Raw genomic sequence first — 20,018 nt, 5'->3', positions numbered from 1 at the left:
CCGACGGCCCCTGTGCACCCCGACGTAGGCTGACGGAGGTCACTCCCCCACGGCCCGAAGGAGTCGGTGTGCTCAAGGTTGGTTGGAAGGCGTCCGCGGAGCAGTTCGGTCCGCGCGGCCTCGTCACGTTGGCCACGCAGGCCGAGCAGGTCGGGCTCGACTCGGCCTTCATCTCCGACCACTTCCAGCCCTGGCGGCACCAGCAGGGCCACGCCCCCTTCGCGATGAGCTGGCTCGCGGCCGCGGGCGAGCGCACCGAGCGGATCCAGCTCGGCACGTCGGTCATGACCCCGACGTTCCGCTACAACCCGGCCGTCGTGGCGCAGGCCTTCGGCACGCTGGGAGCCCTCAACCCCGGACGCATCGTCCTCGGCATCGGCACCGGCGAAGCCCTCAACGAGGTGGCCGTCGGCGCCGCGGGCTCGCCGTGGCCGGAGTTCAAGGAGCGCTTCGCGCGGCTGCGAGAGGCCGTGACGCTCATGCGCAAGCTGTGGACCGAGGAGCGTGTCGACTTCGAGGGCGACTACTACCGGACGCACGCGGCGACGGTCTACGACCGCCCCGAGCAGCCCATCCCCGTCTACGTCGCGGCCGGCGGTCCGCTCGTCGCGAGGTATGCCGGCCGGTCGGGTGACGGGTTCATCTGCACCTCCGGGAAGGGCCGCGAGCTCTACGAGGACAAGCTGCTGCCCGCCGTCGACGAGGGTCTGGCCAAGTCCGGGCGCACGCGTCACGACATCGACCGGATGATCGAGATCAAGCTCTCCTACGACCGTGACCCCGACCAGGCGCTGCACAACGTGCGCTTCTGGGCGCCCCTGTCGCTCAGCGCCGAGCAGAAGCACGGCGTCGACGACCCGGTCGAGATGGAACGCCTGGCCGACGAGCTGTCCGACGAGGAGATCGCCAAGCGCTGGATCGTCACGAGCGACCCGGCCGAGGCCGTCGACGCGGTGCGCCAGTACGTCGACTGGGGTTTCAACCACGTCGTCTTCCACGCGCCCGGCCACGACCAGGGCCGGTTCCTCGAGCAGTTCTCGGCCGACGTGCTGCCCGGCCTGCGCGAGCTCAGCTGACGGCGCCCTCCGGGGCGGCGCTGCCGGCGGCGACCTCGCTCCGGCCGATCCGGGCGTGCCGTCGACGGCTGCGGTCCTCGGTCAGGCCGAAGGCCTTGCCGAGCCCGGTCGGCGGCATCCCGACGTAGAGGCTCTCGTGCCCACCGGCCGGGACGGCATACGTCTCGTGCCAGATGCCGACGGCGCCGGTCGCCCTTCGGCTCCGACGGTAGAAGGCCGTCCAGGCCGGACGGTGGCGTCGCTCGGGGTCGTTGGCGTAGGCATACACCGACTCGACGTCCCGCCAGTACTGCACGAGGGTGGGCCCTCCCGCGCCGAGAAGCGTGCGGGCCTCGAGGAAACCGAGGTCGGGCCCGTCCCCGCGTGCGGCGGCGGCCTTGGCGGCATACAGCTCGCTGATCATGCCCGGCATCGCGGCGAACACCGGACCCCAGAGATCGGGGCGCCACGGGTGGTTGACCCGCATGCCGATGAGGAAGACGGCGAGCTCGCCGTCGTGGGTGTGGCTCGTGTGGACGAAACCGCTCATGACACGCCTCTCGGATAGTGGTGCTATCCAAGTTTGGACAGTCATACTATCCAAAGTCAAGGGAGGACTTCATGCGCATCTCCGAGCTGGCCGAAGCCACCGGCGTCAGCATCCCCACGCTCAAGTACTACCTGCGGGAAGGGCTGCTCCATGCCGGCGTGGCCCAGGGCGTCACCCGCGCCTCCTACGACGAGAGCCACGTCGAGCGGGTCCGCCTCGTGCGCACCCTCGTCGACGTCGGCCGGCTCTCGATCGACCGGGTACGCGAGGTCGTCCATGCCCTCGACGAGCCACCCGCAAGCCGGCACGAGCTCCTCGGGGCCGCGCACGAGGCCCTGCGCCCCCACGTCACCCCGGGGGCCGCAGGGGACGTCACGCCCGAGTCGCTCGAGCGGGTGCGCGCCCTCGGGCCGCCGGGCTGTGAGCACTCGCCGGCCGGTCTCCAGCTCGCCCAGGCGCTCACGGCCGCTGCTGCCGGAGGGTGGAGCGTCGACGACGCGACGCTCGACACGTGGCACCGGGCCATGCTCTCGGTCGCCGAGACCGACGTCGCGCCTGCTCTGGCCACCGCCCCGCCCGAGGAGGCCATGCGCTACGCCATCGTCGGCACCGTCCTGACCGACCCGGTGCTGCTCGCCCTGAGACGTGTGGGGCAGGAGTCGGTCAGTGCCCGACGGCTCGGCGGCCCCGGGACGACGGCCACCCCGTCCGCGAGCACCGCGCACTAGCATCGCAACAGGTCCACCGCGGACCGGAGACCCGGGAAGGGGCCGCGCGCGTGACGACAGCTTCGAACGACCCCGACGACGCACCGGACCCCGGTCCGACGGCCCGGGCGACCGCCCTCGCCCGCCGCCTGCCCTTCACGATCGTGGTCGTCGGCACCATGCTCGTGCTGGCACTGGCGACCGGCACGCTGTGGAACGCGCTCGAGGACCGGGACCTCGTCAACCACGTCGCGTACGGTCTCCCGGCTCTCCAGGACGGCCGTTGGTGGACACCGGTCACCGGCGCCTTCTTCGCCCTCACCCCGTCGCAGTACCTCCCCGTGGCCGGCGGAGCCCTGCTCATGGTCGGCTGGTCGGAGTGGCGTCTGGGCACCCGTCGGGTCGCGGTCGCCGCGACGTCGACGCACCTGGCCGGCGTCCTGCTGGCCTCGCTGTTCCTGCTCGTCGTCGACGGCACCGGCTGGGAGTGGGCCGCCCGGCTCGCGGCAGAGCTGGACGCAGGGTTCAGCGCCGGTGCCCTCGGAGCGGTGGCCGCGGCGAGCGCAACCCTCACCCCGCCGTGGCGCGGGCGGCTCAGAGCGGTCCTGTCCCTCTACGCCGTCGTCGCACTCCTCTACGTCGGACGTCTCTGGGACCTCGAGCACGCCATCGGCATCTCGGTCGGGCTCGCGCTCGGGCCGGTCCTGCTCGGCCGCCGACCGTCGCTCGCGCTGCCTCGCTTCAGCCGGCACGAGTGGCGGGTCGTGTCGTCAGCCTTCTACCTCGTCAGCGCGCTGGTCCAGATCCTGCTCTACTTCACGCCGTCGGACGGGCCGCTCGGGGCGACCTCCGACGACACGGACGCCTTCAGCGTCCTCATCAGCGCAGCCATCTCGCTCCTGCTCGCCGACGGCCTGCGGCGCGGCTCGCGTCGGGTGTGGTTCCTCGCCGGCGGGCTCGCGACCCTCTCCCTGCTGGCCCAGTCCCTGCTCATCGTCGTCGAGGTCGTGGCGCCCGACCAGCTCAACGGCGACGGACAGGTCGCGACCTCCATCCCCGAGCTCGTCGTCACCGTGGTCATCACGCTGCTCCAGCTCGCCGTCCTCGTGCTCGGGCGGTCGGCCTTCCAGGCGCGGTCACGACGGAAGCGGCGCAGGGAGCTCGCGACCGGGGCGAGCGACCGGGAGACCGCAGTGGCACTCCTCAAGGAGCACGGTGGGTCGACGATGGCGTGGATGGGCACCTGGCCCGACAACCACTGGTACGTCCACCGCGACCCGTCGGGTGCACCGGTCGGCTACGTCGCCTTCCAGGTGCACCGGGGCACGGCCATCGCCCTCGGCGACCCCGTCGGTGCGGACGCCGCGACGCGCGCTGACGTGCTCCAGGGTTACGTCGACGAGCAGGAGACGCACGGGCTCATGGTGTGCTTCTTCTCCGTCACACAGGAGGTGGCCGACTGGGGGCGTGCCCACGGCCGGCGCGACGTGCTCGTGGCCGAGGAGGCGATCATCGACCTGCCCGACCTCGAGTTCAAGGGCAAGTCCTGGCAGAGCGTCCGCACGGCCCTCAACCGCGCGACGAAGGACGGGATCACCTACCGCGAGGGGCAGCTCGCCGAGATGCCCCGCGGCCTGCTGACCCAGGTGCGCGCCATCTCCGAGCTCTGGGTCTCGGACAAGGGGCTGCCCGAGATGGGCTTCACGCTCGGGGGCGTCGACGAGGCCCTCGACCCCGACACGCGCGTAGGCCTGGCCGTCGACGCCGACCTGACGGTCCACGGCGTGACCTCGTGGCTGCCCGTCCACTCCGCCGGCGGCGAGGTCCGCGGGTGGACGCTCGACGTCATGCGGCGCCTCCCGGACGGCTTCCGGCCGGTGACCGAGTTCCTCATCGCGAGCGCCTGCCTGTCCTTCCGTGAGCAGGGTGCGTCGTTCGTGTCGCTCTCAGGAGCGCCGCTCGCGCACTCCGGCGACGGGACGGCCGAGCGGGCCGCGCTCGAGCGACTGCTCGACCAGCTCGGAGAGGCCATGGAACCCCTGTACGGCTTCCGGTCGCTCGACAGCTTCAAGCAGAAGTTCCGCCCCCGGCACGAGCCGGTCTACCTCGTCTTCGCCGACGAGGCCGCCCTGCCGCGCATCGGACTCGCCCTGACCTCGGCGTACCTCCCCGGCGCCTCCCTGCGTGACCTCGCCCGCGCCGGGCTCCAGTCACGCAGGGACGAGGCTCAGGTGTCCTTGTAGGGCCGCTTCTCGAGGACGGACGCCAGCGCCGCCGTCCTGTCGGGTGTCCAGCCGGGCGGGTTCGTCACGGCGACCCACGACTCGAGGTTGGACGTGGCCGAGTAGAGGTGCCCGTAGCCCATCGGGATGCTGCCCGCGCCCGGCAGGTCGAGCAGCACCTGCCACATCGTCACGAGGGGGAACCAGCCCATCCGCGCCGACACGTCCGGCCCACGCTCGCCGTCCTTGAGCCACTCGGGCGAGCTGAAGGCCATGCTCGGCGAGAAGAAGACGATGGGGTCGCTCGCGTGCTGGAGGTAGACGAGCCGCGTCGGACCCCAGGTCGAGCCCCCGCGGTCCAGGCCGTTCTGCTCCGCGGTGAAACGCACCGTACGGCCCTGCTCGTAGACCGGCAGGTATGCCGGGCTGTCGGGCTGACGCTGGGCCGTGAGCCGGGCGTGGAGGTCGTTGACGAACGGCGGCCCCGACATCAGGGCGCCGTCGATCGGCTCGTTGATGACGTTGATCGAGGACAGGATGCTCTCGACGCCGAACGAGCCGAGGGAGAGCCCGTAGAGGTAGAGCTTCGGCCGGCTCGCCTCGGGCAGCGTCGACCAGTACTGGTGGATGGTGTCGAAGACGACGCGGGAGGTCTCGCGGACGGCGTCCTGGTCGGCGAGGAGCGAGATCCACGACGGCAGGTAGGAGTACTGGACGCCCGCGATGGCGGTGTCACCGTTCCAGAGGAACTCGAGGGGGTCGGTGCCGTTCTGGTCGAGGAAGCCGGTGCCGGTCGTCGTGGCGACGACGAGGATCTTGCGGTCGAAGGCGCCGGTTCGCTTCAGCTCGGCGAGGACGACGTCGGCGCGCCCCTGCACGGTCTCGGCGGAGCGGAGACCGGCATAGACCCGGATCGGCTCCTTCGCGCCGCCGCCGTTCGCGGCGTCGAGCTCGGCGACGGTCGGTCCACCACCGACGAAGTAGCGTCCCTGGCGCCCGAGCAGGTCCCAGCTGGAGAGCGACTGCGGGCTGCCGGAGCGCTCGGGGACCTGCGGACGGTTCATGTCCTCGGCGATGAGCGTGTCACGTGGCGCGAAGGTGTTGTTGGCCACGGCGAAGAAGCCGTTGACGAGGACGCCGGTGAGCAGCGACCAGATCAGGGCGAGCAGGACCGCCGAGCCGACGACGACCGCCACACGGCGGGGCAGGCGGCGCCCGAGCCAGCGGAAGACGGTGCGGAAGAGCAGGCGCAGGCTCCGGGCGACGACGAGGATGAGGACGGCGAGGAGCACCGTGAGGCCGATGACGACGGGCCACTGGGTCGGCGACGCCGGCTCCATCCCGTAGAGCGTGCGGATCTCGTTCTGCCAGCCGACCTGGCGCCAGCCGGTGAAGACCGCAGCCCAGAGGCCGAGGCCCACGAAGATCGCCACGAGGATGCGTCGCGCCCGGCCAGGCACGCTCGGGATCCCGAGGTAGCGCCAGAGCGCATGGGTGCCCGCACCGATGCCGTAGCCGATCATCACGGTGACACCCGAGGCGATGCCTTGCACCATCGCGCCACGAGGCAGGAGCGAGGGCAGCAGCGACAGCGCAAAGAACCACGCCGCCACGGTGAGGCCGACGCCGGAGAACGTCGTGTCGAAGACCCGGCGGGGAGTGCCCAGCGCCGGGCGCCAGGAACGGCGGCGGGCGGTGACCTCCGGAGGGGCGACGGCGGTCGTCGCGGTCATGCGGCGGCTCCTTGCTCGGCGTGCCTATGACGAGCGTCAGCATAGGGTGCCTCGACCGTGGGCCACCCTGACATGCAAGAAGACCCCGGTCCATGTGGACCGGGGTCTTCTTGTGCCCTCTCGAGCATCACGTAGCCCCGACGGGATTCGAACCCGCGCTACCGCCTTGAGAGGGCGGCGTGCTAGGCCGCTACACAACGGGGCCGTGAGCGGTGCCGAGCGGACTCGGCACGAGAAGAAACCTTACCGTGAAGGCTGGATTTCTCCGAATCGGCTCACGTTGCCGTGAACCAGAGCTGGGGTACCAGGACTCGAACCTAGAATGACGGAACCAGAAACCGTAGTGTTGCCAATTACACCATACCCCAAGGGGTTTCACTCCGAGCCTGCCTCGCGGCCGGTACGGGGTGAACCGAATGGGAATACTACCGGTCCGTGAGCGGTGGCCCAAATCGGCGGTCGAGCGCGGCCGCGACCTCGTCCAGACCGCGCACGGTGGCGACCAGCTCGGTCGTCCCGAGACCCCCTCGATCGAGCCAGACGGCACGCAGGCCGGCAGCCTGGGCCCCGAGCACGTCCCACTCGATGCTGTCGCCGATGCAGACCACCCGGCGGGGCTCGGCACCGACGAGCCGGCACGCCTCGAGGTAGACGCGCGGGTCGGGCTTGCCGAAGCCGAGGGTGTCGGTCGTCACGACGACCTCGAAGCGCTCGGCGAGGTCGAGGGCCTCGAGCTTGACGCGGGTCGGCGCGTGCGCGGAGTTCGTCAGCAGCGCGACGGGAAGTCCCTCCTGCTCGGCGGCGGACAGCAGTCCCGGCACGTCGGGGAAGAGCCGCTGGGCGCTGCGGAAGGCCGGGGCGTACGCGTCCTCGAAGGACCGGTGGGCGCCGTCGGGAACCTCGAGGCCGAACGCCACGGCCACCTCGGCGAGCCGACCCGACCGCATCGTGTCGAACGGGACGTCGCCGGAGGCGTAGCGCGGGAACCAGCGCTCCGGGTCGTCGTAGTAGCGCTGCGCCATGGCACGGTGGTCGAGGCCCGAGCGGTGCGGCCAGATCGCGGCGGCCGCCTCGGTCCCGGCGGCGACCATCGCCTCCTCCGTGTCGACGATGGTGTCGTCGACGTCGAGCAGCACGGCGCGCACGCCGTCGAGGACGGCGGCGAGGCTGGGCGGGTTCACGAGTGGACTCCTGTCACGGGTCGAGGCCGAAGAGGGGCAGGGCCGGGTCGACACCCTCGACGACGACGTGCCGCGACCGGCCCGAGGCGTCCCACGTCTTCCGGTCGAGGCGCACGTGCTGCAGCGTCTGCCCCGAGTGCTCGAGCACCGAACGGTGGGTGTCGTGGTAGCCGAGGGAGCGTGAGACGCCGAGCGACGGCGCGTTGTCGACCACGGCCGAGCTGATCGCCGCCTCGGCCCTCAACGGGCCGAAGGCGAGAGCGAGCACCGCGGCCCGCATCTGCCGTCCGAGCCCCCTCCCCCGCGCTCCGGCGACGAGCCAGGACGAGGAGTCGACGGTGCGGTCGGAGCGCCAGTCGGGCCCCTCGAGCCACTGGGCGCCCACGACGGCGCCCGCCGAACGGACGACGAAGGGCAGCGCCCAGTCGTCGGGCGACCACATCCCGAGGGCGCGCCAGTAACCCTGCGCGAGGACGGCCCGACGGTTCGCCGGGACGTCGAGGCCGGCATACGTCGTCGCGTGCGGGTTGAGCTCGAGGTCGTCGGGCAGCAGGGCCCACAACGTCGGCAGGTCCGCCTCGGTCATGACCGTCAGGTCGAGGTCGGCCGTGTGCAGGCGGATGCCGTGCAGCGGCCAGGACCAGCCCCCCACGCCCTCCACCCCGATGTCCTCAGAGCGAGTCGCGCAGCGACCGGAGGCGGCTCAGGGTCGAGGTCTTGCCGAGGATCTCCATCGACTCGAAGAGCGGCGGCGAGATGCGGGCGCCCGAGACGGCCGTGCGCAGCGGGCCGAAGGCGAGGCGCGGCTTGATGCCGAGCCCGTCGACGATCGCGGCGCGCAGCGCCTCCTCGATGCCCGCGGCGTTCCACGGGCTGCCCGTGCCGAGGACGCCGATGCCGTGGTCGTCGATGTCGCCGAGCACCTTGAGCGCCGCGTCGAGCACGGCCGGCGCGTCGTCCTTGAGCTGGGCACGCGCGTCCTCGTCGATGACGAGCTGGTCGTCGGCGACGAAGAACGGACGCACGAGCGCCGGCGCCTCGGTGAGCAGGGCCATGCGGGTCTGGATCAGCTCCGCGACGGACTTGAGGCGCGCCAGCTCACCGAGCGACTGCGTCTCGCCGAGCACGCCGTCGGCGACGAGGTAGGGCAGCAGCCGGCTCGCGAACTCGCCCACCTCGAGCGACCGGATGTAGACGCCGTTGAGCCAGTCGAGCTTCTTGAGGTCGAAGATCGGGCCGATCGGGTTGACCTTGGCCCAGTCGAACGTGCGGCTGAACTCGTCGAAGGTGAAGACCTCGACGTCGGCACCCTCGGCGTCCTGCTGCGGCGGGTAGGCCAGCAGCGCAAGGAAGTTCACGAGCGCCTCGGGCAGGTAGCCCTGCTCCCGGAACCACGTGAGACGGGCGGCGGGGTTCTTGCGCTTGGAGATCTTGGACTTGTCGGTGTTGCGCAGCAACGGCATGTGCGCGAACGTCGGCGGCTCGAGCCCGAGCCAGCGGTAGAGCAGGACGTGCTTCGGCGTCGAGCTGATCCACTCCTCGCCGCGCACGACGTGGGTGATGCCCATGAGATGGTCGTCGACGACGACAGCGAGGTGGTAGGTCGGGAACCCGTCGGCCTTGAGGATCACCTGGTCGTCGGGGCGCGGCGCCGACACCTTGCCGCGGATGACGTCGTCGAAGACGAGCGGCACGTCGTCGGGCACGAGCATGCGCACGACCGGCGTCTCGCTGAAGCCGGGCAGCGCGGCGCGCTCCTCACGCGTCTTGCCGACACACAGACGGTCGTAGCCGGTCGGCTGCTTCGTCTTCTGCTGGATCTCGCGCATCTGGTCGAGACGCTCCTTGGAGCACCAGCAGTAGTACGCGTGGCCGTCCTCGAGGAGGCGCTCGACGTAGGGCCGGTACGTCTCGAGACGCTCGGACTGGCGGTACGGCGCGAAGGGCCCACCGATGTCGGGGCCCTCGTCCCAGTGCAGCCCGAGCCACGCGAGGGTGTCGTAGAGCTGGGCCTCGGAGTCCTCACGGAAGCGCGCGCGGTCGGTGTCCTCGACGCGCAGGACGAACTGGCCGCCCTGCTGCCGGGTGAAGGCGAGGTTGAAGAGCGACATGTAGGCCGTGCCGACGTGCGGGTCACCGGTCGGGCTCGGGGCGACGCGAGTGCGCACCGGACCGGAGCCGTCCGAGGTCGAGACGCGGACGCGCTCCTCGGTGCGGATCTCGACGTGCTCGCCGGCGTCGCTGGCGGGGGAAGACGGCATACCTGTGCTGGTGGTGTTGTCGCTCATGGTGCGACCCAGCCTAGTGGGAGCCCGAAAGGGTCAGCGACGCACGAAGGTGTTGGTCAGCGACCCGATGCCCGCAATCTCGACGGTGACCTGCTGACCCGCCTCGACGAGCCCGACGCCGGCCGGCGTGCCGGTGAGGATGACGTCACCGGGCAGCAGCGTGAAGGCCGCCGAGGCGTACTCGATGATCGTCGCGATGTCGTGGATCATGTCGGCGGTCGTGCCGTCCTGCTTCACGTCGCCGTCGAGCGTCGTGACGATCGAGAGGTCGGCGGGGTCGAGCTCGGTCTCGACCCACGGGCCGAGGGGGCAGCTCGTGTCGAAGCCCTTGGCGCGGGCCCACTGGCCGTCGCTGCGCTGCCAGTCCCGGGCCGTGACGTCGTTGGCGATGGTGTAGCCGTAGATGCACTCGGCCGCGTCCTTTGCCTTGACGCCCTTGGTGATGGTCTTGATGACGACCGCGAGCTCGCCCTCGTAGGAGATCTCGCTGCTGCCGGCCGGGAGCACGACGGGGTCGAACGGACCGACGACGGCGGTGTTGGGCTTGAAGAACATCATCGGCTCGGCCGGCGCCTCGCCGCCCATCTCCTTGGCGTGGTCGGCGTAGTTCTTGCCGATCGCGACGATCTTGGAGCGCGGGATGACGGGTGCGAGCAGGCGCACGTCGTCGAGCATGACGGGCGGCTGTCCGCTCGGCTGGAGGCCGATGTAGAGCGGGTCGCCGGACAGCGGCGTGATCACCTCGCTGCCGGGGTCGCCCTGGACGATGCCGTATGCCGGGTCGTCCCCGGTCGTGAACCTCGCGATGCGCACGCGCCCACCCTACGACGGGTGGCACTCCCCCGCGGAGGGCGGTCAGCGCGGCCAGACGATCGTGACGTCCGCCGGCGACCCGGGCTGCCCGCTGGGCCGGGTCCGGTACTCCGGCACGCCGACGCACGTCCAGAGCAGACCGGCCACGTCCGTCCCGAGGAGGTGTGCGAGGTCGGAGTCGCGGAAGGTCATGCCCGACGCGGCCGCGCCCAACGCGTACGCCATGAGGTGCAGGCGGCCCTCGGCGACGCCGGCAAGCAGCTGCGCCTCGCGATAGGCGTGGTCGTCGAGGTCGTCCAGTGGCGCGCCGCTCATGGCGACGAAGGCGGCGTCGCGGGCGAGGCCCTGCTCGAGGGCGGCCGCGAAGAGCTCGTCGCGGACGGACCGCTCGTCGAGAGGGCGCACCGGCGACGCGAGGTCGGGCCACCGGTGGATGCCGGTGGGCACGTCGTCGACGCCGCTGACGCCGAGCCAGTGCGGGACGTCGATGCCGCGCAGCGAGGCGCTCATGGCGTCGACGAGCACGTGGCGCGGAAGCGACCGGTCGGGGTGGAGCCGGCGGATCGACCCCTTGCTGACGACGACGGCATCGGTGCTGGGTCCGCCCTCGGCGGTGAGCGCGACCGGAGCCCCGCGCTCGAGCTCGGCGCCGAGGCGGCGCTGCTCCCCCGCACGTTGGGCGGCCGTCACGAGCGGGAACTCGAGACCGTCGGCGTCGTGGTGGCCCGACATCGGGTCGCCCGTCAGGTGCACGGCCGGGTCGCCGGGACCGAGGGCCACGAGGGCGACCGGGAACTCGTGCACGCGGTCGGCGCCGACGAGGGCGGCCACCTCGGCATCGGGGAAGGTCGTGAAGAGCCGTGCTGTCAGGCCTGCCGCGTCGGCGAGGGCGAGCGTCTGGGCCAGCATGGTGCCGGCGTCCCAGTAGATGTGGCGGAAGCCGCGCTCGCGGTAGCGCCAGCCGGTGCGCCACGGCACCCCCGTCACGACGACGGTCACGGCGTCGCCCGACGGCGCGGGGCCGAGGACGACGAGGGCGTGGGCCTCGGGGTCGTACCAGTGCAGGCCCGGCTCGAGCCCCTCGACGCCCGCCCCGCGCGGCACGGCGACGTAGAGCTCGAGCGGGAAGCGCGCCCCGGCCGAGCCGGCCGCGCGGAAGAGCATGACCCCGCCGTCGGGGCGCGTCGTGCGCCGGGTGACGCCCGACGACAGGAAGAGCAGACGGGCCAGGCCGGGGAGGTCGAGACGGCTCGGCGCAACCGTCGCCGTGCCGGCGAGCACAGCGGTGGCCGCCGCCGACGACGCGGGGAGGTCGGGCGGCAGGAGGACTCGTCGCAGGTCGTCGTCGTAACGCTTGTAGGACCGGGGCCGCCGCGTCACGTCGTTGGGCACGAGGTCCTGCACGAGCCGATCGTCATCGGGGACCTCGGTCCACTCCCGCTCCGGGGTGTAGGAGGTCAGCCGGTGCAGCAGGTGGGTGGGTCGCTCCGCGTCCGGTGCCATGAGGCCATCCTGCCCTCGGGTCGCGGGTGCGCGGTGGGGTTCGGGGCCGCGACTCGCCTACCCTCGTGGGGTGCAGGTGATGAGCGAGCCGGAGTGGCGCGAGCGGACGGCGGCGCACGAGGCGCGTGTCGACACAGCGACCTCAGCGCACCTGGCTCGCCGACGCGACCACCGCAAGCACCCGGTCGAGGACTTCCTCTTCACCTACTACGCGTTCAAGCCAGCACAGCTGCGCCGCTGGCACCCCGGGGCCGGCACGTCCCTCGTGGGGGCAGCGCGCGCGCCGCAGGTCGACTGGCGCTTCTACGAGGTCGACGGCGACGTCGTCGGGGTGGACGTGGAGGCCTTCACGGCCGCCCGCGGCGACACGCTGCGCTTCGTCCGCGAGCTGCTTGTGGGCACGGCAGGTCGACCGGCGCGGTTCGGCTGCTTCGGGCTGCACGAGTGGGCCATGGTCTACCGGCTCGACCCGACCGACGTGCGGCACGCGGGATGGCCGCTGCGGCTCGGCGGCGCCGGGACCGACGCCGTGGTCGAGAGCCACCAGGTCGCCTGCTCGCACTTCGACGCGTACCGCTTCTTCACCCCCGAGGCCGCTCCACTCAACGTGTTGACGCCGACCCGTGAGAGCCAGACGGCCCTCGAGCAGCCGGGGTGCCTCCACGCCGGGATGGACCTCTACAAGTGGGCCCACAAGCTCGTGCCGGCCGTGTCGAGCGACCTCGTCATGGACTGCTTCGAGCTGGCCCGCGACATCCGCACCCTCGACATGCGGGCGGCGCCGTACGACCTGCGGGAGCTCGGCTACGAGCCGGTGCGGATCGAGACCGCCGAGGGAAAGGCGGAGTATGCCGCCGCGCAGCGCGGCTTCTCGGTCCGCGGTCAGGCGCTGCGCGCCCGGCTCGTCGACGCCATCGAGCTCACGCTTCAGATCTCCCGAACCTCGAGCTGACCGCAAGCGCGGCAAGTCAGGACGTTTCATTCAGTCCGCGGGCGGCCTTCGAGAACTCGACCCGTGGCGTACTCCACCCATTGGCCGCGGCCGACTTCGGGACGTGTAGCTCCGGCCGCTTGGCAAGTGCCCACGCGTCGGCTGGGTAGCGCCGTCCGTCGAGTGCTGCGTCCACATCGAGGTCTTGTTGTACGTGCCCATCGGCGAACAGGGCGTCACAACGGATTCGGCGCCTCGTCGGGGCCAGAACTGTTCGCTCCATCGGGGCGGTGGCTCGTACGGCCGTCGCCCGCTCCGGTGTCGGGCCCGCCCGTCTCGACTCCGGCGAGGGGACCGCTGGGCGCCCCAAGGCTCATCACACCCTTGCGCATATACCCCATGGGGGTATCATGGAGGCATGGACACGCACAGCGAGCACTCGATCTCCCCGACGGGCTCGTTGGTGCAGGACCCCGTCTGCGGCATGGACGTCGACCCCGCTACCAGCGAGCACCACCTCGAGCGGGACGGCCACGACTACTACTTCTGCTCCCCCGGCTGCCGCGCGAGGTTCGAGGCGCGCCCGGACGCCTACCTGACCGGCCCGGCAGGACATGCAGGCTCCGGTCACGACCATCGAGAGCACGACCATCACGACCGTGAGGACCCCGCCGGCACCGCAGCGGCCCCCAGCGACGTCACCGAGTGGACCTGCCCGATGCACCCCGAGATCCGCCGGCCCGGCCCGGGCACCTGCCCGATCTGCGGGATGGCCCTCGAGCCCGTCACCGTGACCGCGGACAGCGGCCCCAACCCCGAGCTCGCCGACATGACCCGCCGGTTCAAGGTCGCCGTCGCCCTCACCATCCCGGTGCTCGTCCTCTCGATGGGGCGCGAGCTCATCCCAGCCCTGCACGACGCCATCCCCGCTTCCGTGGCCACCTGGGGGCAGCTCGTCCTTGCGACACCCGTCGTGCTCTGGGCCGGATGGCCGTTCTTCGAGCGCGGCTGGACCTCCGTCCGGACGATGAAGCTGAACATGTTCACCCTCATCGCGATGGGCACCGGCGTCGCGTGGCTGTTCAGCGTGGTCGCCACCGTCGCACCGCAGCTGTTCCCCGAGTCCTTCCGGATGGACGGGACGGTCGCCGTCTACTTCGAGGCCGCCGCCGTCATCACCACCCTCGTCCTGCTCGGGCAGGTCCTCGAGCTACGCGCCCGAGAGAGCACCTCCGGCGCCATCCGCGCCCTGCTCGACCTCACCCCCAAGACCGCACACCGGATCGACCCCGACGGGACCGAGGCCGACGTCAGCCTCGAGCAGGTCCAGGTCGGAGACCTGCTGCGCGTCCGGCCCGGCGAGTCCGTCCCCGTCGACGGAGCCGTTCAGGACGGCCGCTCGACCCTGGACGAGTCCATGGTCACCGGCGAGTCCATGCCCGTCACCAAGCGGGCCGGTGACTCCGTCATCGGCGGCACCGTCAACCAGACCGGGTCCATCGTCATGCGTGCCGACAACGTCGGCCGGGACACGATGCTCGCCCGCATCGTCCAGATGGTCGCCGACGCGCAACGCTCCCGCGCCCCCATCCAGCGGCTCGCCGACAGGGTGTCGGCCGTGTTCGTGCCCGTCGTCATCGCCGCGGCACTGGTCGCGTTCATCGTGTGGGCGACCGTCGGGCCTGAGCCCCGCCTGGCGCACGCCCTCGTCATCGCCGTCAGCGTGCTCATCATCGCCTGCCCCTGCGCCCTGGGGCTCGCGACGCCAGTCTCGATCATGGTCGGCGTCGGCCGCGGCGCCTCCCTCGGCGTCCTCATCAAGAACGCCGAAGCACTCGAGCGGATGGAGAAGGTCGACACCCTGGTCGTTGACAAGACCGGCACCCTGACCCAGGGCCGCCCCTCGGTCACCCGCGTCGCCGCCGCCGACGGCACGGACCAGGACGAGCTCCTCCGGCTCGCCGCCGGCGTCGAACGCGCCAGCGAGCACCCCCTCGGGATGGCCATCGTCCGCGCCGCCACCGACGCCGGGCTGAGCATTCCTGACGTAGCCGACTTCGACGCGCCCGTCGGCAAGGGCGTCACCGGCACCGTCGACGGAAGACGCGTCCTCGTGGGCAGTCAACGGTTCCTCGCCGGGCATGACGTCGACACAGCCACCAAGGACGCCGACGCGGACCGGCTGCGCGCCGATGGCGCCAGCGCCGTCTACGTCGCGATCGACAGTCGCGTGGCTGGCGTGCTCGCCATCGCCGACCCGGTCAAGGACACCACCGCCGCTGCGTTGAAGGAGCTACGCGCGGACGGCATTGACGTCGTCATGCTCACCGGCGACAACAAGGTCACCGCGAACGCCGTCGCCCGCAGCCTCGGCATCGACCGCGTCGAGGCCGAGGTCCTACCCGACCACAAGAGCGACGTCGTCCAGGCACTGCGCGCCGAAGGGCGCGTCGTCGCGATGGCTGGTGACGGCGTCAACGACGCACCCGCCCTGACCGCGGCCGATGTCGGCATCGCCATGAGCACCGGCACCGACGTCGCCATCGAGAGCGCCGGAGTGACCCTTCTCAAGGGCGACCTCACCGGCATCGTCCGCTCCCGGGCGTTGTCCAAGGCCACCATGTCGAACATCCGCCAGAACCTCGTGTTCGCCTTCATCTACAACGCCGCCGGCATCCCCCTCGCCGCCGGCGTCCTCTACCCGAGCTTCGGGCTCCTTCTCTCCCCGATGATCGCCGCAGCGGCGATGGCCCTGTCCTCCGTCAGCGTCATCAGCAACGCCCTCCGGCTCCGCACGCAAGCGCTGTAGCGGCCTCGCCGAAGGGCTAGCCGCGAACGCTCTAGCCTCTCGCTTGGCAATCATGAGAGATGTCGGAGCACCCGCGAGTCCACGGCTTGGACGTCCGCTCTTCGGCATGCGGACGGGACCTACCCACAGCTGTTGATCCGATCCTCGCGCATAGATGGACGCCTACACGTGGGCCCACAAGCTCGTGCCGGCCGTGTCGAGCGACCTCGTGATGGACTGCTTCGAGCTGGCCCGCGACATCCGCACCCTCGACATGCGGGCGGCGCCGTACGACCTGCGGGAGCACGGCTACGAGCCGGTGCGGATCGAGACCGCCGAGGGAAAGGCGGAGTATGCCGCCGCGCAGCGCGGCTTCTCGGTCCGCGGTCAGGCGCTGCGCACCCGCCTCGTCGACGCCATCGACGTCGTCACCTCAGCCGAGACCGCGCGCCGGCCCTGACCGGGGAGCAGGGGTGGCGCGTGGGAGGTGTAGGTGTGCCCGGTCGGGGTGGTGATGCGCACCGTGTGGGGTGCGCCGGGTTGTCGGGTGAGGATGGTCGCGGCGGTGAAGCCGGGGAGCTGTTTGGTGTGGTTGCAGCGCACGCAGAGGCCCTGGCCGTTGGTGTCCGTGGTGGGTCCGCCGTCCGCATGGTCGTGGATGTGGTCGAGGTGTCGGGCAGGGGCATCGCACCAAGGGGTGCGGCAGATGCCGGTGTCGCGGGTCAGGAGGTAGCGCCGCAGTCCGCCCTCGAAGGTGCGGCGGGTGGAGTCCATCGCGACGAGGGTGCCGGTGGCCGGGTGCGTGTAGAGCCGCCGCAGCCACACCGTCGCGGGGGCCGAGCGTTCGTTCCCCGGGTCACTGGATCGGGTGAGCAGCGTGCGGGCCCAGACGGCAGGGACGGTGCCGTAGCCGGGGATCTGCGCGGGCGTGGTGTCGCCGGCGAGCAGGGCCCGGTCGGTCATGACGAGCTGGACCTCGACGGGGACCGCGTCGGCGGCAGTCTGCCCGGTGAGCCGGGTGACGAACGTGTCGGCCATGACCTGGCCCTTGCCCCGCTCGTCGCCGCCGGCGCGGGCGGTATCGGCGGCCGCAGTGAGGGCGGCGTGCGCGGCAACGGCCTGCGCGACGGGGAGCAGAGCGGTGACGTAGGCCATCGTGTCAGGGGCGGGGCGGATCGTGACCCGCCGCTCGGCCTTCGCCTTCGCCGCCCGGGCCACGACCGAGGCAGCGTCGACGCGGTACGCGGCGGCGCGGACCCGACGGGCGAGCTCGCGGTCGCCCAGGGCACCGACCTGCTCGCCGACGTCCCGGGCGTCACCGGCGTCACCCACTGGCCCGACGACCTCGGCGTCGACGAGGGTGCGCTGCTCGCTCGTCAGGGTCGCGGTCTCGGTGATGATGATCTGCGCGCGCCACTCGCTGACCTCACCCGCCTCAAGCGCGGCCAGCGTGTGCGGCATCTCCGTGGTCAGGGCGAGCGCCAGCCGCACGTGCTGCGCGTCGCGGACGGGTGACTCGCGCCGGGCCAGGGCGACCTGCGCCGCGACCCCCGTCAGACCCGACGAACCTCGCCTGCGCGACCGGGTCGATGGCTGCCCGGTCGCCGCACCCTCGTCGTCGACCGACGCGGCGCGGGCCTGCCCCCGCGCGGCGCGCCACCCGTCGAAGTGCCCGGCGTCGGAGCACTCCCGCGCCCGGTCGAGCCAGGCCTGTGCGACCTGCGCCTGGGACTCGACGAGGGCCGCTGTCACCCGCACCTGGGCCGCCCCCACCGCGGACTTGACACGCTCGAGGACCGCGAGCTGGTCGACCCGCTCCTGGTCCGAGTCACCGTCGGACCCGACTCGCGACAGCGCCGACACGAGAGCCTCCAGGCCCTCCGCCGTCACCATCGCCACACCTTCGAACACGTGTTCTGCATATCTGCTTAGGTGAAGTCCGGTATGCCGGTTTCTGGCTTGAGCAGGCCCTTCAGCGGGTGCGGGTCGGTGTCGACGGCTTGCTCGAGCAGCCGATAGAAGAGCAGTCCTCGTGACTTCGCGTTGCGGCGGTTGAACCGGAAGGTGTACTCGTCGAGGTAGTAGGGCAGGTGTGCCTCCTCGACGCGGAAGTGCAGGGTGCCGATCAGCCAGCGCTTGAGCAGTGAGGCCACCAGGTGCACTCCGGGCAGCACGCTGGCCTTGTCGGGCGCGGAGTAGCCGAGGGTGAACTCGTGGGTGTAGCCGAGGTCGGCGAGCCGGCGCAGGGTGCGGGCGCCGTCGGTGCGGATCGTTGATCCGGGCTCGATGACCCGGGTGGCGAAGTCGACCAGCTCGGTGGTTCCGGGCTGGGTGGCGACGCCGAGCCGGACTCGGCCCAGGCGGCGGGTTTCGTTGTGTTCTATGGCGATCATGACCGCGACCTTGTCGCCGTAGCCGCCCGTCCGGCCGCGGGTGACGCCGCCGATCATCGTCTCGTCGAGCTCCACGATCCCGGACAGCTTGTCCCGCTCCGGGCGGACCATCGCCCGGCGCAGCTTGTGCATCCAGGCCCACGCCGTCTCGTAGGAGCCGAACCCGAGGAGCCGTTGCAGGCCGAGTGCGGACATCCCGTTCTTCTGCGAGGTCAGGAACCAGATCGCCGCGAACCAGGTCGACAACGGCGTCCGCGTCCGGTCGAAGATCGTTCCCGCGGTGACCGACGTGCGCCGCCCGCAGGCCCGGCACATCCACAGCCCGGCACCGGTGCGCCAGAACTCAGTGGCTTCGCACTTCGGGCACACGAATCCGTCGGGCCAGCGCAGTCCGGCCAGGTAGTCCAGGCAGGACTGGTCGTCCGGGAACCACTCCAGCAGCTGCTGGTAGGTGGACGGGTAGTCCACTTCCCGAACCGGATTCGCGGTCATCCACAGATCCTACTTCACCCAAGCAGATATGCAGAACACGTGTTCGATTCTACCCGCGTCGCACGTTCCCGACTAGACCTGTCCACAGCCGATTCGGCTCGCGCAGAGCGAAATCCGCGTCAGTCGGAGTCGTCGACGTAGAGGCAGAACGGATGGCCGGCAGGGTCGAGCAGCACCCGCACGTCCTGCTGGGGCTGGAGCTCAGCGAGCTCCGCCCCGACCTCGACGGCGTATGCCACGGCCGCGTCGAGATCGTCCACCTCGAGGTCGAGGTGGAGCATCATGATCGGCTTCCCCGGCTCACTGGGCCAGACCGGTCGCACGTAGTTCGGCTCGGTCTGGAACGAGAGGTTGTAGCCGTGGGTCTCCGAGGGTGCGAGCGTCGCCCAGCCCGGGGTGTCCTTGTAGAGCGTCCAGCCGAGCAGGCGCTCGTAGAAGTGCGCCAGGGCGGACGCGTCGGGAGCGTCGAGCACGACGCCGAACCAGTGCTTCGTCGTACGTAGCGGCATCGCACCAGCATGCCAAGACCGGGTGTCGGGCAGGGGCGTGGAGAAAAAGTCATGTGCGGCGTATCAGGCGCTACCCCGCGTGCTCTGAAGGGTGTCGGCGAAGGTCCAGGCACGCGCGTCGACGATCTCCACCCTTTCAGGGGGTGGTGCTGGGCGGGGCCTGGACCGCCCAGCACTTACGATGTCCCGAGCGCCTGGCCTGAGCCCGCGAGACCCCGGACGATGACGGCGAGTCCGACCTCGAAGGCTTTGGCTTCGGTCGTCGCGTCCGGCGCCGGCAGGTCGGGATCGACCGATGCCGCGAGTGCTCGATCCTGCTGCCCCGCAACGGATCCCAGGATGTGGTGCACGACGAGTGCCGCCACCTCGTCGCGCTCGGACGCCGGTGCGCCGGTGTCGTGGACGAGCCGGGCGAGCTCGCGGAGCGCCCGCGCGGCACCCGGCTCGACGGCATACGCGAGCCCGACCACGTCGGCAGCATCCGGCACCTGCACGAGCGCGTCGCGGACGTCGACGGCCAGGCCCGCGAGCGCCTCGGCCGGCGGGCGGTCGCCCGTCGGCAGTGGGATCTCGGCGAGGAGCACGTCGGCCACCTCGACGAGCAGCTCCTGCTTGTTCGCCACGTGCCAGTAGAGGGCGCCGGGCGCGACGCCGAGCTCGCGGGCGAGACGACGCATCGACAGGTCACCGAGCCCGTAGCGCCGCAGCAGGTCGACGGCGGTCGCCACGACCTGCTCCCGACTGAGTGCCACACGCTCCCCTGCCCTCGGCATGCGGGTCCGGCGGACCCGCGTTGACAGCCGAGCCTAGCGACTCGGCATACTGAACACCGTTCAAGTTGAACACCGTTCAA

The 20,018-nt window shown here is 71.4% G+C and carries 16 protein-coding genes, 2 tRNA genes and 1 pseudogene; 6 read left to right on the top strand and 13 right to left on the bottom strand.

The window, feature by feature from the left end; all coding sequences use genetic code 11:
- Positions 1–68: 68 nt before the first annotated feature.
- Complete coding sequence (gene fgd / locus ASE25_RS07835; protein WP_056824534.1) at positions 69–1,076, top strand: glucose-6-phosphate dehydrogenase (coenzyme-F420); 1,008 nt, start codon at positions 69–71, stop codon at positions 1,074–1,076.
- On the opposite strand, the gene ASE25_RS07830 is transcribed toward fgd, so the two are convergent.
- The gene (locus tag ASE25_RS07830) at positions 1,069–1,605 is read right to left on the bottom strand and encodes a DUF4188 domain-containing protein (RefSeq protein ID WP_056824531.1); all 537 of its coding nucleotides are present in this window, start codon (positions 1,603–1,605) and stop codon (positions 1,069–1,071) included. The two genes, fgd and ASE25_RS07830, sit on opposite strands and share 8 nt — an antisense overlap.
- A 71-nt stretch (positions 1,606–1,676) precedes the next feature.
- Here ASE25_RS07830 and ASE25_RS07825 point away from each other — a divergent pair, with 71 nt between their 5' ends.
- Together ASE25_RS07825 and ASE25_RS07820 are read left to right on the top strand one after the other, a co-directional pair.
- Positions 1,677–2,333 carry a MerR family transcriptional regulator gene (locus tag ASE25_RS07825; protein WP_056824528.1) on the top strand — a complete coding sequence of 219 codons (657 nt, stop codon included), beginning with the start codon at positions 1,677–1,679 and terminating at the stop codon, positions 2,331–2,333.
- Positions 2,334–2,383: 50 nt separating this feature from the next.
- Positions 2,384–4,555 carry a bifunctional lysylphosphatidylglycerol flippase/synthetase MprF gene (locus tag ASE25_RS07820; protein WP_200959019.1) on the top strand — a complete coding sequence of 724 codons (2,172 nt, stop codon included), beginning with the start codon at positions 2,384–2,386 and terminating at the stop codon, positions 4,553–4,555.
- Here the strand turns inward: ASE25_RS07820 and ASE25_RS07815 are convergent.
- The 8 genes from ASE25_RS07815 to ASE25_RS07780 all read right to left on the bottom strand — a co-directional run bounded on the left by ASE25_RS07815 (position 4,540) and on the right by ASE25_RS07780 (position 12,052).
- Complete coding sequence (locus tag ASE25_RS07815; RefSeq protein WP_056824525.1) at positions 4,540–6,267, bottom strand: alpha/beta-hydrolase family protein; 1,728 nt, start codon at positions 6,265–6,267, stop codon at positions 4,540–4,542. The genes ASE25_RS07820 and ASE25_RS07815 overlap by 16 nt on opposite strands.
- 132 nt (positions 6,268–6,399) lie before the next feature.
- Positions 6,400–6,472: transfer RNA gene (locus tag ASE25_RS07810), tRNA-Glu, on the bottom strand.
- Positions 6,473–6,563: 91 nt separating this feature from the next.
- Positions 6,564–6,635 (bottom strand) — tRNA-Gln (locus ASE25_RS07805).
- A 57-nt stretch (positions 6,636–6,692) separates the two neighbouring features.
- Positions 6,693–7,448 (bottom strand): HAD family hydrolase, encoded by a 756-nt coding sequence (locus tag ASE25_RS07800; protein WP_056824522.1) that lies wholly within the window; start codon positions 7,446–7,448, stop codon positions 6,693–6,695.
- Positions 7,449–7,461: 13 nt separating this feature from the next.
- A complete protein-coding gene (locus ASE25_RS07795) occupies positions 7,462–8,100 on the bottom strand; it encodes a GNAT family N-acetyltransferase (protein WP_235508598.1) in 639 nt (212 codons plus the stop codon).
- A gap of 19 nt (positions 8,101–8,119) precedes the next feature.
- A complete protein-coding gene (gltX, locus tag ASE25_RS07790; RefSeq protein WP_056825645.1) occupies positions 8,120–9,559 on the bottom strand; it encodes a glutamate--tRNA ligase in 1,440 nt (479 codons plus the stop codon).
- A 210-nt stretch (positions 9,560–9,769) separates the two neighbouring features.
- Entirely contained in the window at positions 9,770–10,549 is a 780-nt protein-coding gene (locus tag ASE25_RS07785) for a fumarylacetoacetate hydrolase family protein (RefSeq protein ID WP_056824516.1), read from the bottom strand.
- Positions 10,550–10,591: 42 nt separating this feature from the next.
- A complete protein-coding gene (locus ASE25_RS07780; RefSeq protein ID WP_056770187.1) occupies positions 10,592–12,052 on the bottom strand; it encodes a hypothetical protein in 1,461 nt (486 codons plus the stop codon).
- Positions 12,053–12,131: 79 nt separating this feature from the next.
- On the opposite strand from ASE25_RS07780, the gene ASE25_RS07775 reads away from it, so the two are divergent.
- The 3 genes and pseudogenes from ASE25_RS07775 to ASE25_RS07765 all read left to right on the top strand — a co-directional run.
- Positions 12,132–13,004, top strand: coding sequence for a hypothetical protein (locus tag ASE25_RS07775; RefSeq protein ID WP_056825643.1), 873 nt, complete (start codon positions 12,132–12,134; stop codon positions 13,002–13,004).
- A gap of 463 nt (positions 13,005–13,467) precedes the next feature.
- Positions 13,468–15,792, top strand: a complete 2,325-nt coding sequence (locus ASE25_RS07770; RefSeq protein ID WP_235508655.1) for a heavy metal translocating P-type ATPase — start codon at positions 13,468–13,470, stop codon at positions 15,790–15,792.
- Positions 15,793–15,946: 154 nt separating this feature from the next.
- Positions 15,947–16,231 (top strand): annotated as a pseudogene (locus tag ASE25_RS07765) (3-methyladenine DNA glycosylase); the annotation flags it as partial.
- Here ASE25_RS07765 and ASE25_RS07760 read toward each other — a convergent pair.
- The 4 genes from ASE25_RS07760 to ASE25_RS07745 form a co-directional block, all read right to left on the bottom strand.
- Positions 16,159–17,664: an HNH endonuclease gene (locus ASE25_RS07760; protein WP_056824507.1), complete on the bottom strand. Its 1,506-nt coding sequence runs from the start codon at positions 17,662–17,664 to the stop codon at positions 16,159–16,161. The pseudogene ASE25_RS07765 and the gene ASE25_RS07760 sit on opposite strands and share 73 nt — an antisense overlap.
- 35 nt (positions 17,665–17,699) lie before the next feature.
- Positions 17,700–18,656, bottom strand: coding sequence for an IS1595 family transposase (locus ASE25_RS07755; RefSeq protein ID WP_056770199.1), 957 nt, complete (start codon positions 18,654–18,656; stop codon positions 17,700–17,702).
- A 119-nt stretch (positions 18,657–18,775) separates the two neighbouring features.
- Positions 18,776–19,165 carry a VOC family protein gene (locus tag ASE25_RS07750; RefSeq protein ID WP_056770203.1) on the bottom strand — a complete coding sequence of 130 codons (390 nt, stop codon included), beginning with the start codon at positions 19,163–19,165 and terminating at the stop codon, positions 18,776–18,778.
- A gap of 176 nt (positions 19,166–19,341) precedes the next feature.
- Positions 19,342–19,893 (bottom strand): TetR/AcrR family transcriptional regulator, encoded by a 552-nt coding sequence (locus tag ASE25_RS07745; RefSeq protein WP_235508597.1) that lies wholly within the window; start codon positions 19,891–19,893, stop codon positions 19,342–19,344.
- Positions 19,894–20,018 lie beyond the last annotated feature (125 nt).

Source organism: Terrabacter sp. Root85 (assembly GCF_001429185.1).
GTDB lineage: Bacteria > Actinomycetota > Actinomycetes > Actinomycetales > Dermatophilaceae > Terrabacter.
This window is presented reverse-complemented; position numbering and strand designations above follow the sequence as displayed.

Excerpts from the sequence above, each read along its gene's own strand:
- ASE25_RS07830 (WP_056824531.1), bottom strand. The coding sequence starts at position 1,605 with ATGAGCGGTTTCGTCCACACGAGCCACACCCACGACGGCGAGCTCGCC.
- ASE25_RS07825 (WP_056824528.1), top strand. The coding sequence starts at position 1,677 with ATGCGCATCTCCGAGCTGGCCGAAGCCACCGGCGTCAGCATCCCCACG.
- ASE25_RS07815 (WP_056824525.1), bottom strand. The coding sequence starts at position 6,267 with ATGACCGCGACGACCGCCGTCGCCCCTCCGGAGGTCACCGCCCGCCGC.
- gltX (WP_056825645.1), bottom strand. The coding sequence starts at position 9,559 with ATGTCGCTCTTCAACCTCGCCTTCACCCGGCAGCAGGGCGGCCAGTTC.
- ASE25_RS07780 (WP_056770187.1), bottom strand. The coding sequence starts at position 12,052 with ATGGCACCGGACGCGGAGCGACCCACCCACCTGCTGCACCGGCTGACC.
- ASE25_RS07775 (WP_056825643.1), top strand. The coding sequence starts at position 12,132 with ATGAGCGAGCCGGAGTGGCGCGAGCGGACGGCGGCGCACGAGGCGCGT.
- ASE25_RS07770 (WP_235508655.1), top strand. The coding sequence starts at position 13,468 with ATGGACGTCGACCCCGCTACCAGCGAGCACCACCTCGAGCGGGACGGC.
- ASE25_RS07760 (WP_056824507.1), bottom strand. The coding sequence starts at position 17,664 with ATGGTGACGGCGGAGGGCCTGGAGGCTCTCGTGTCGGCGCTGTCGCGA.
- ASE25_RS07755 (WP_056770199.1), bottom strand. The coding sequence starts at position 18,656 with ATGACCGCGAATCCGGTTCGGGAAGTGGACTACCCGTCCACCTACCAG.
- ASE25_RS07750 (WP_056770203.1), bottom strand. The coding sequence starts at position 19,165 with ATGCCGCTACGTACGACGAAGCACTGGTTCGGCGTCGTGCTCGACGCT.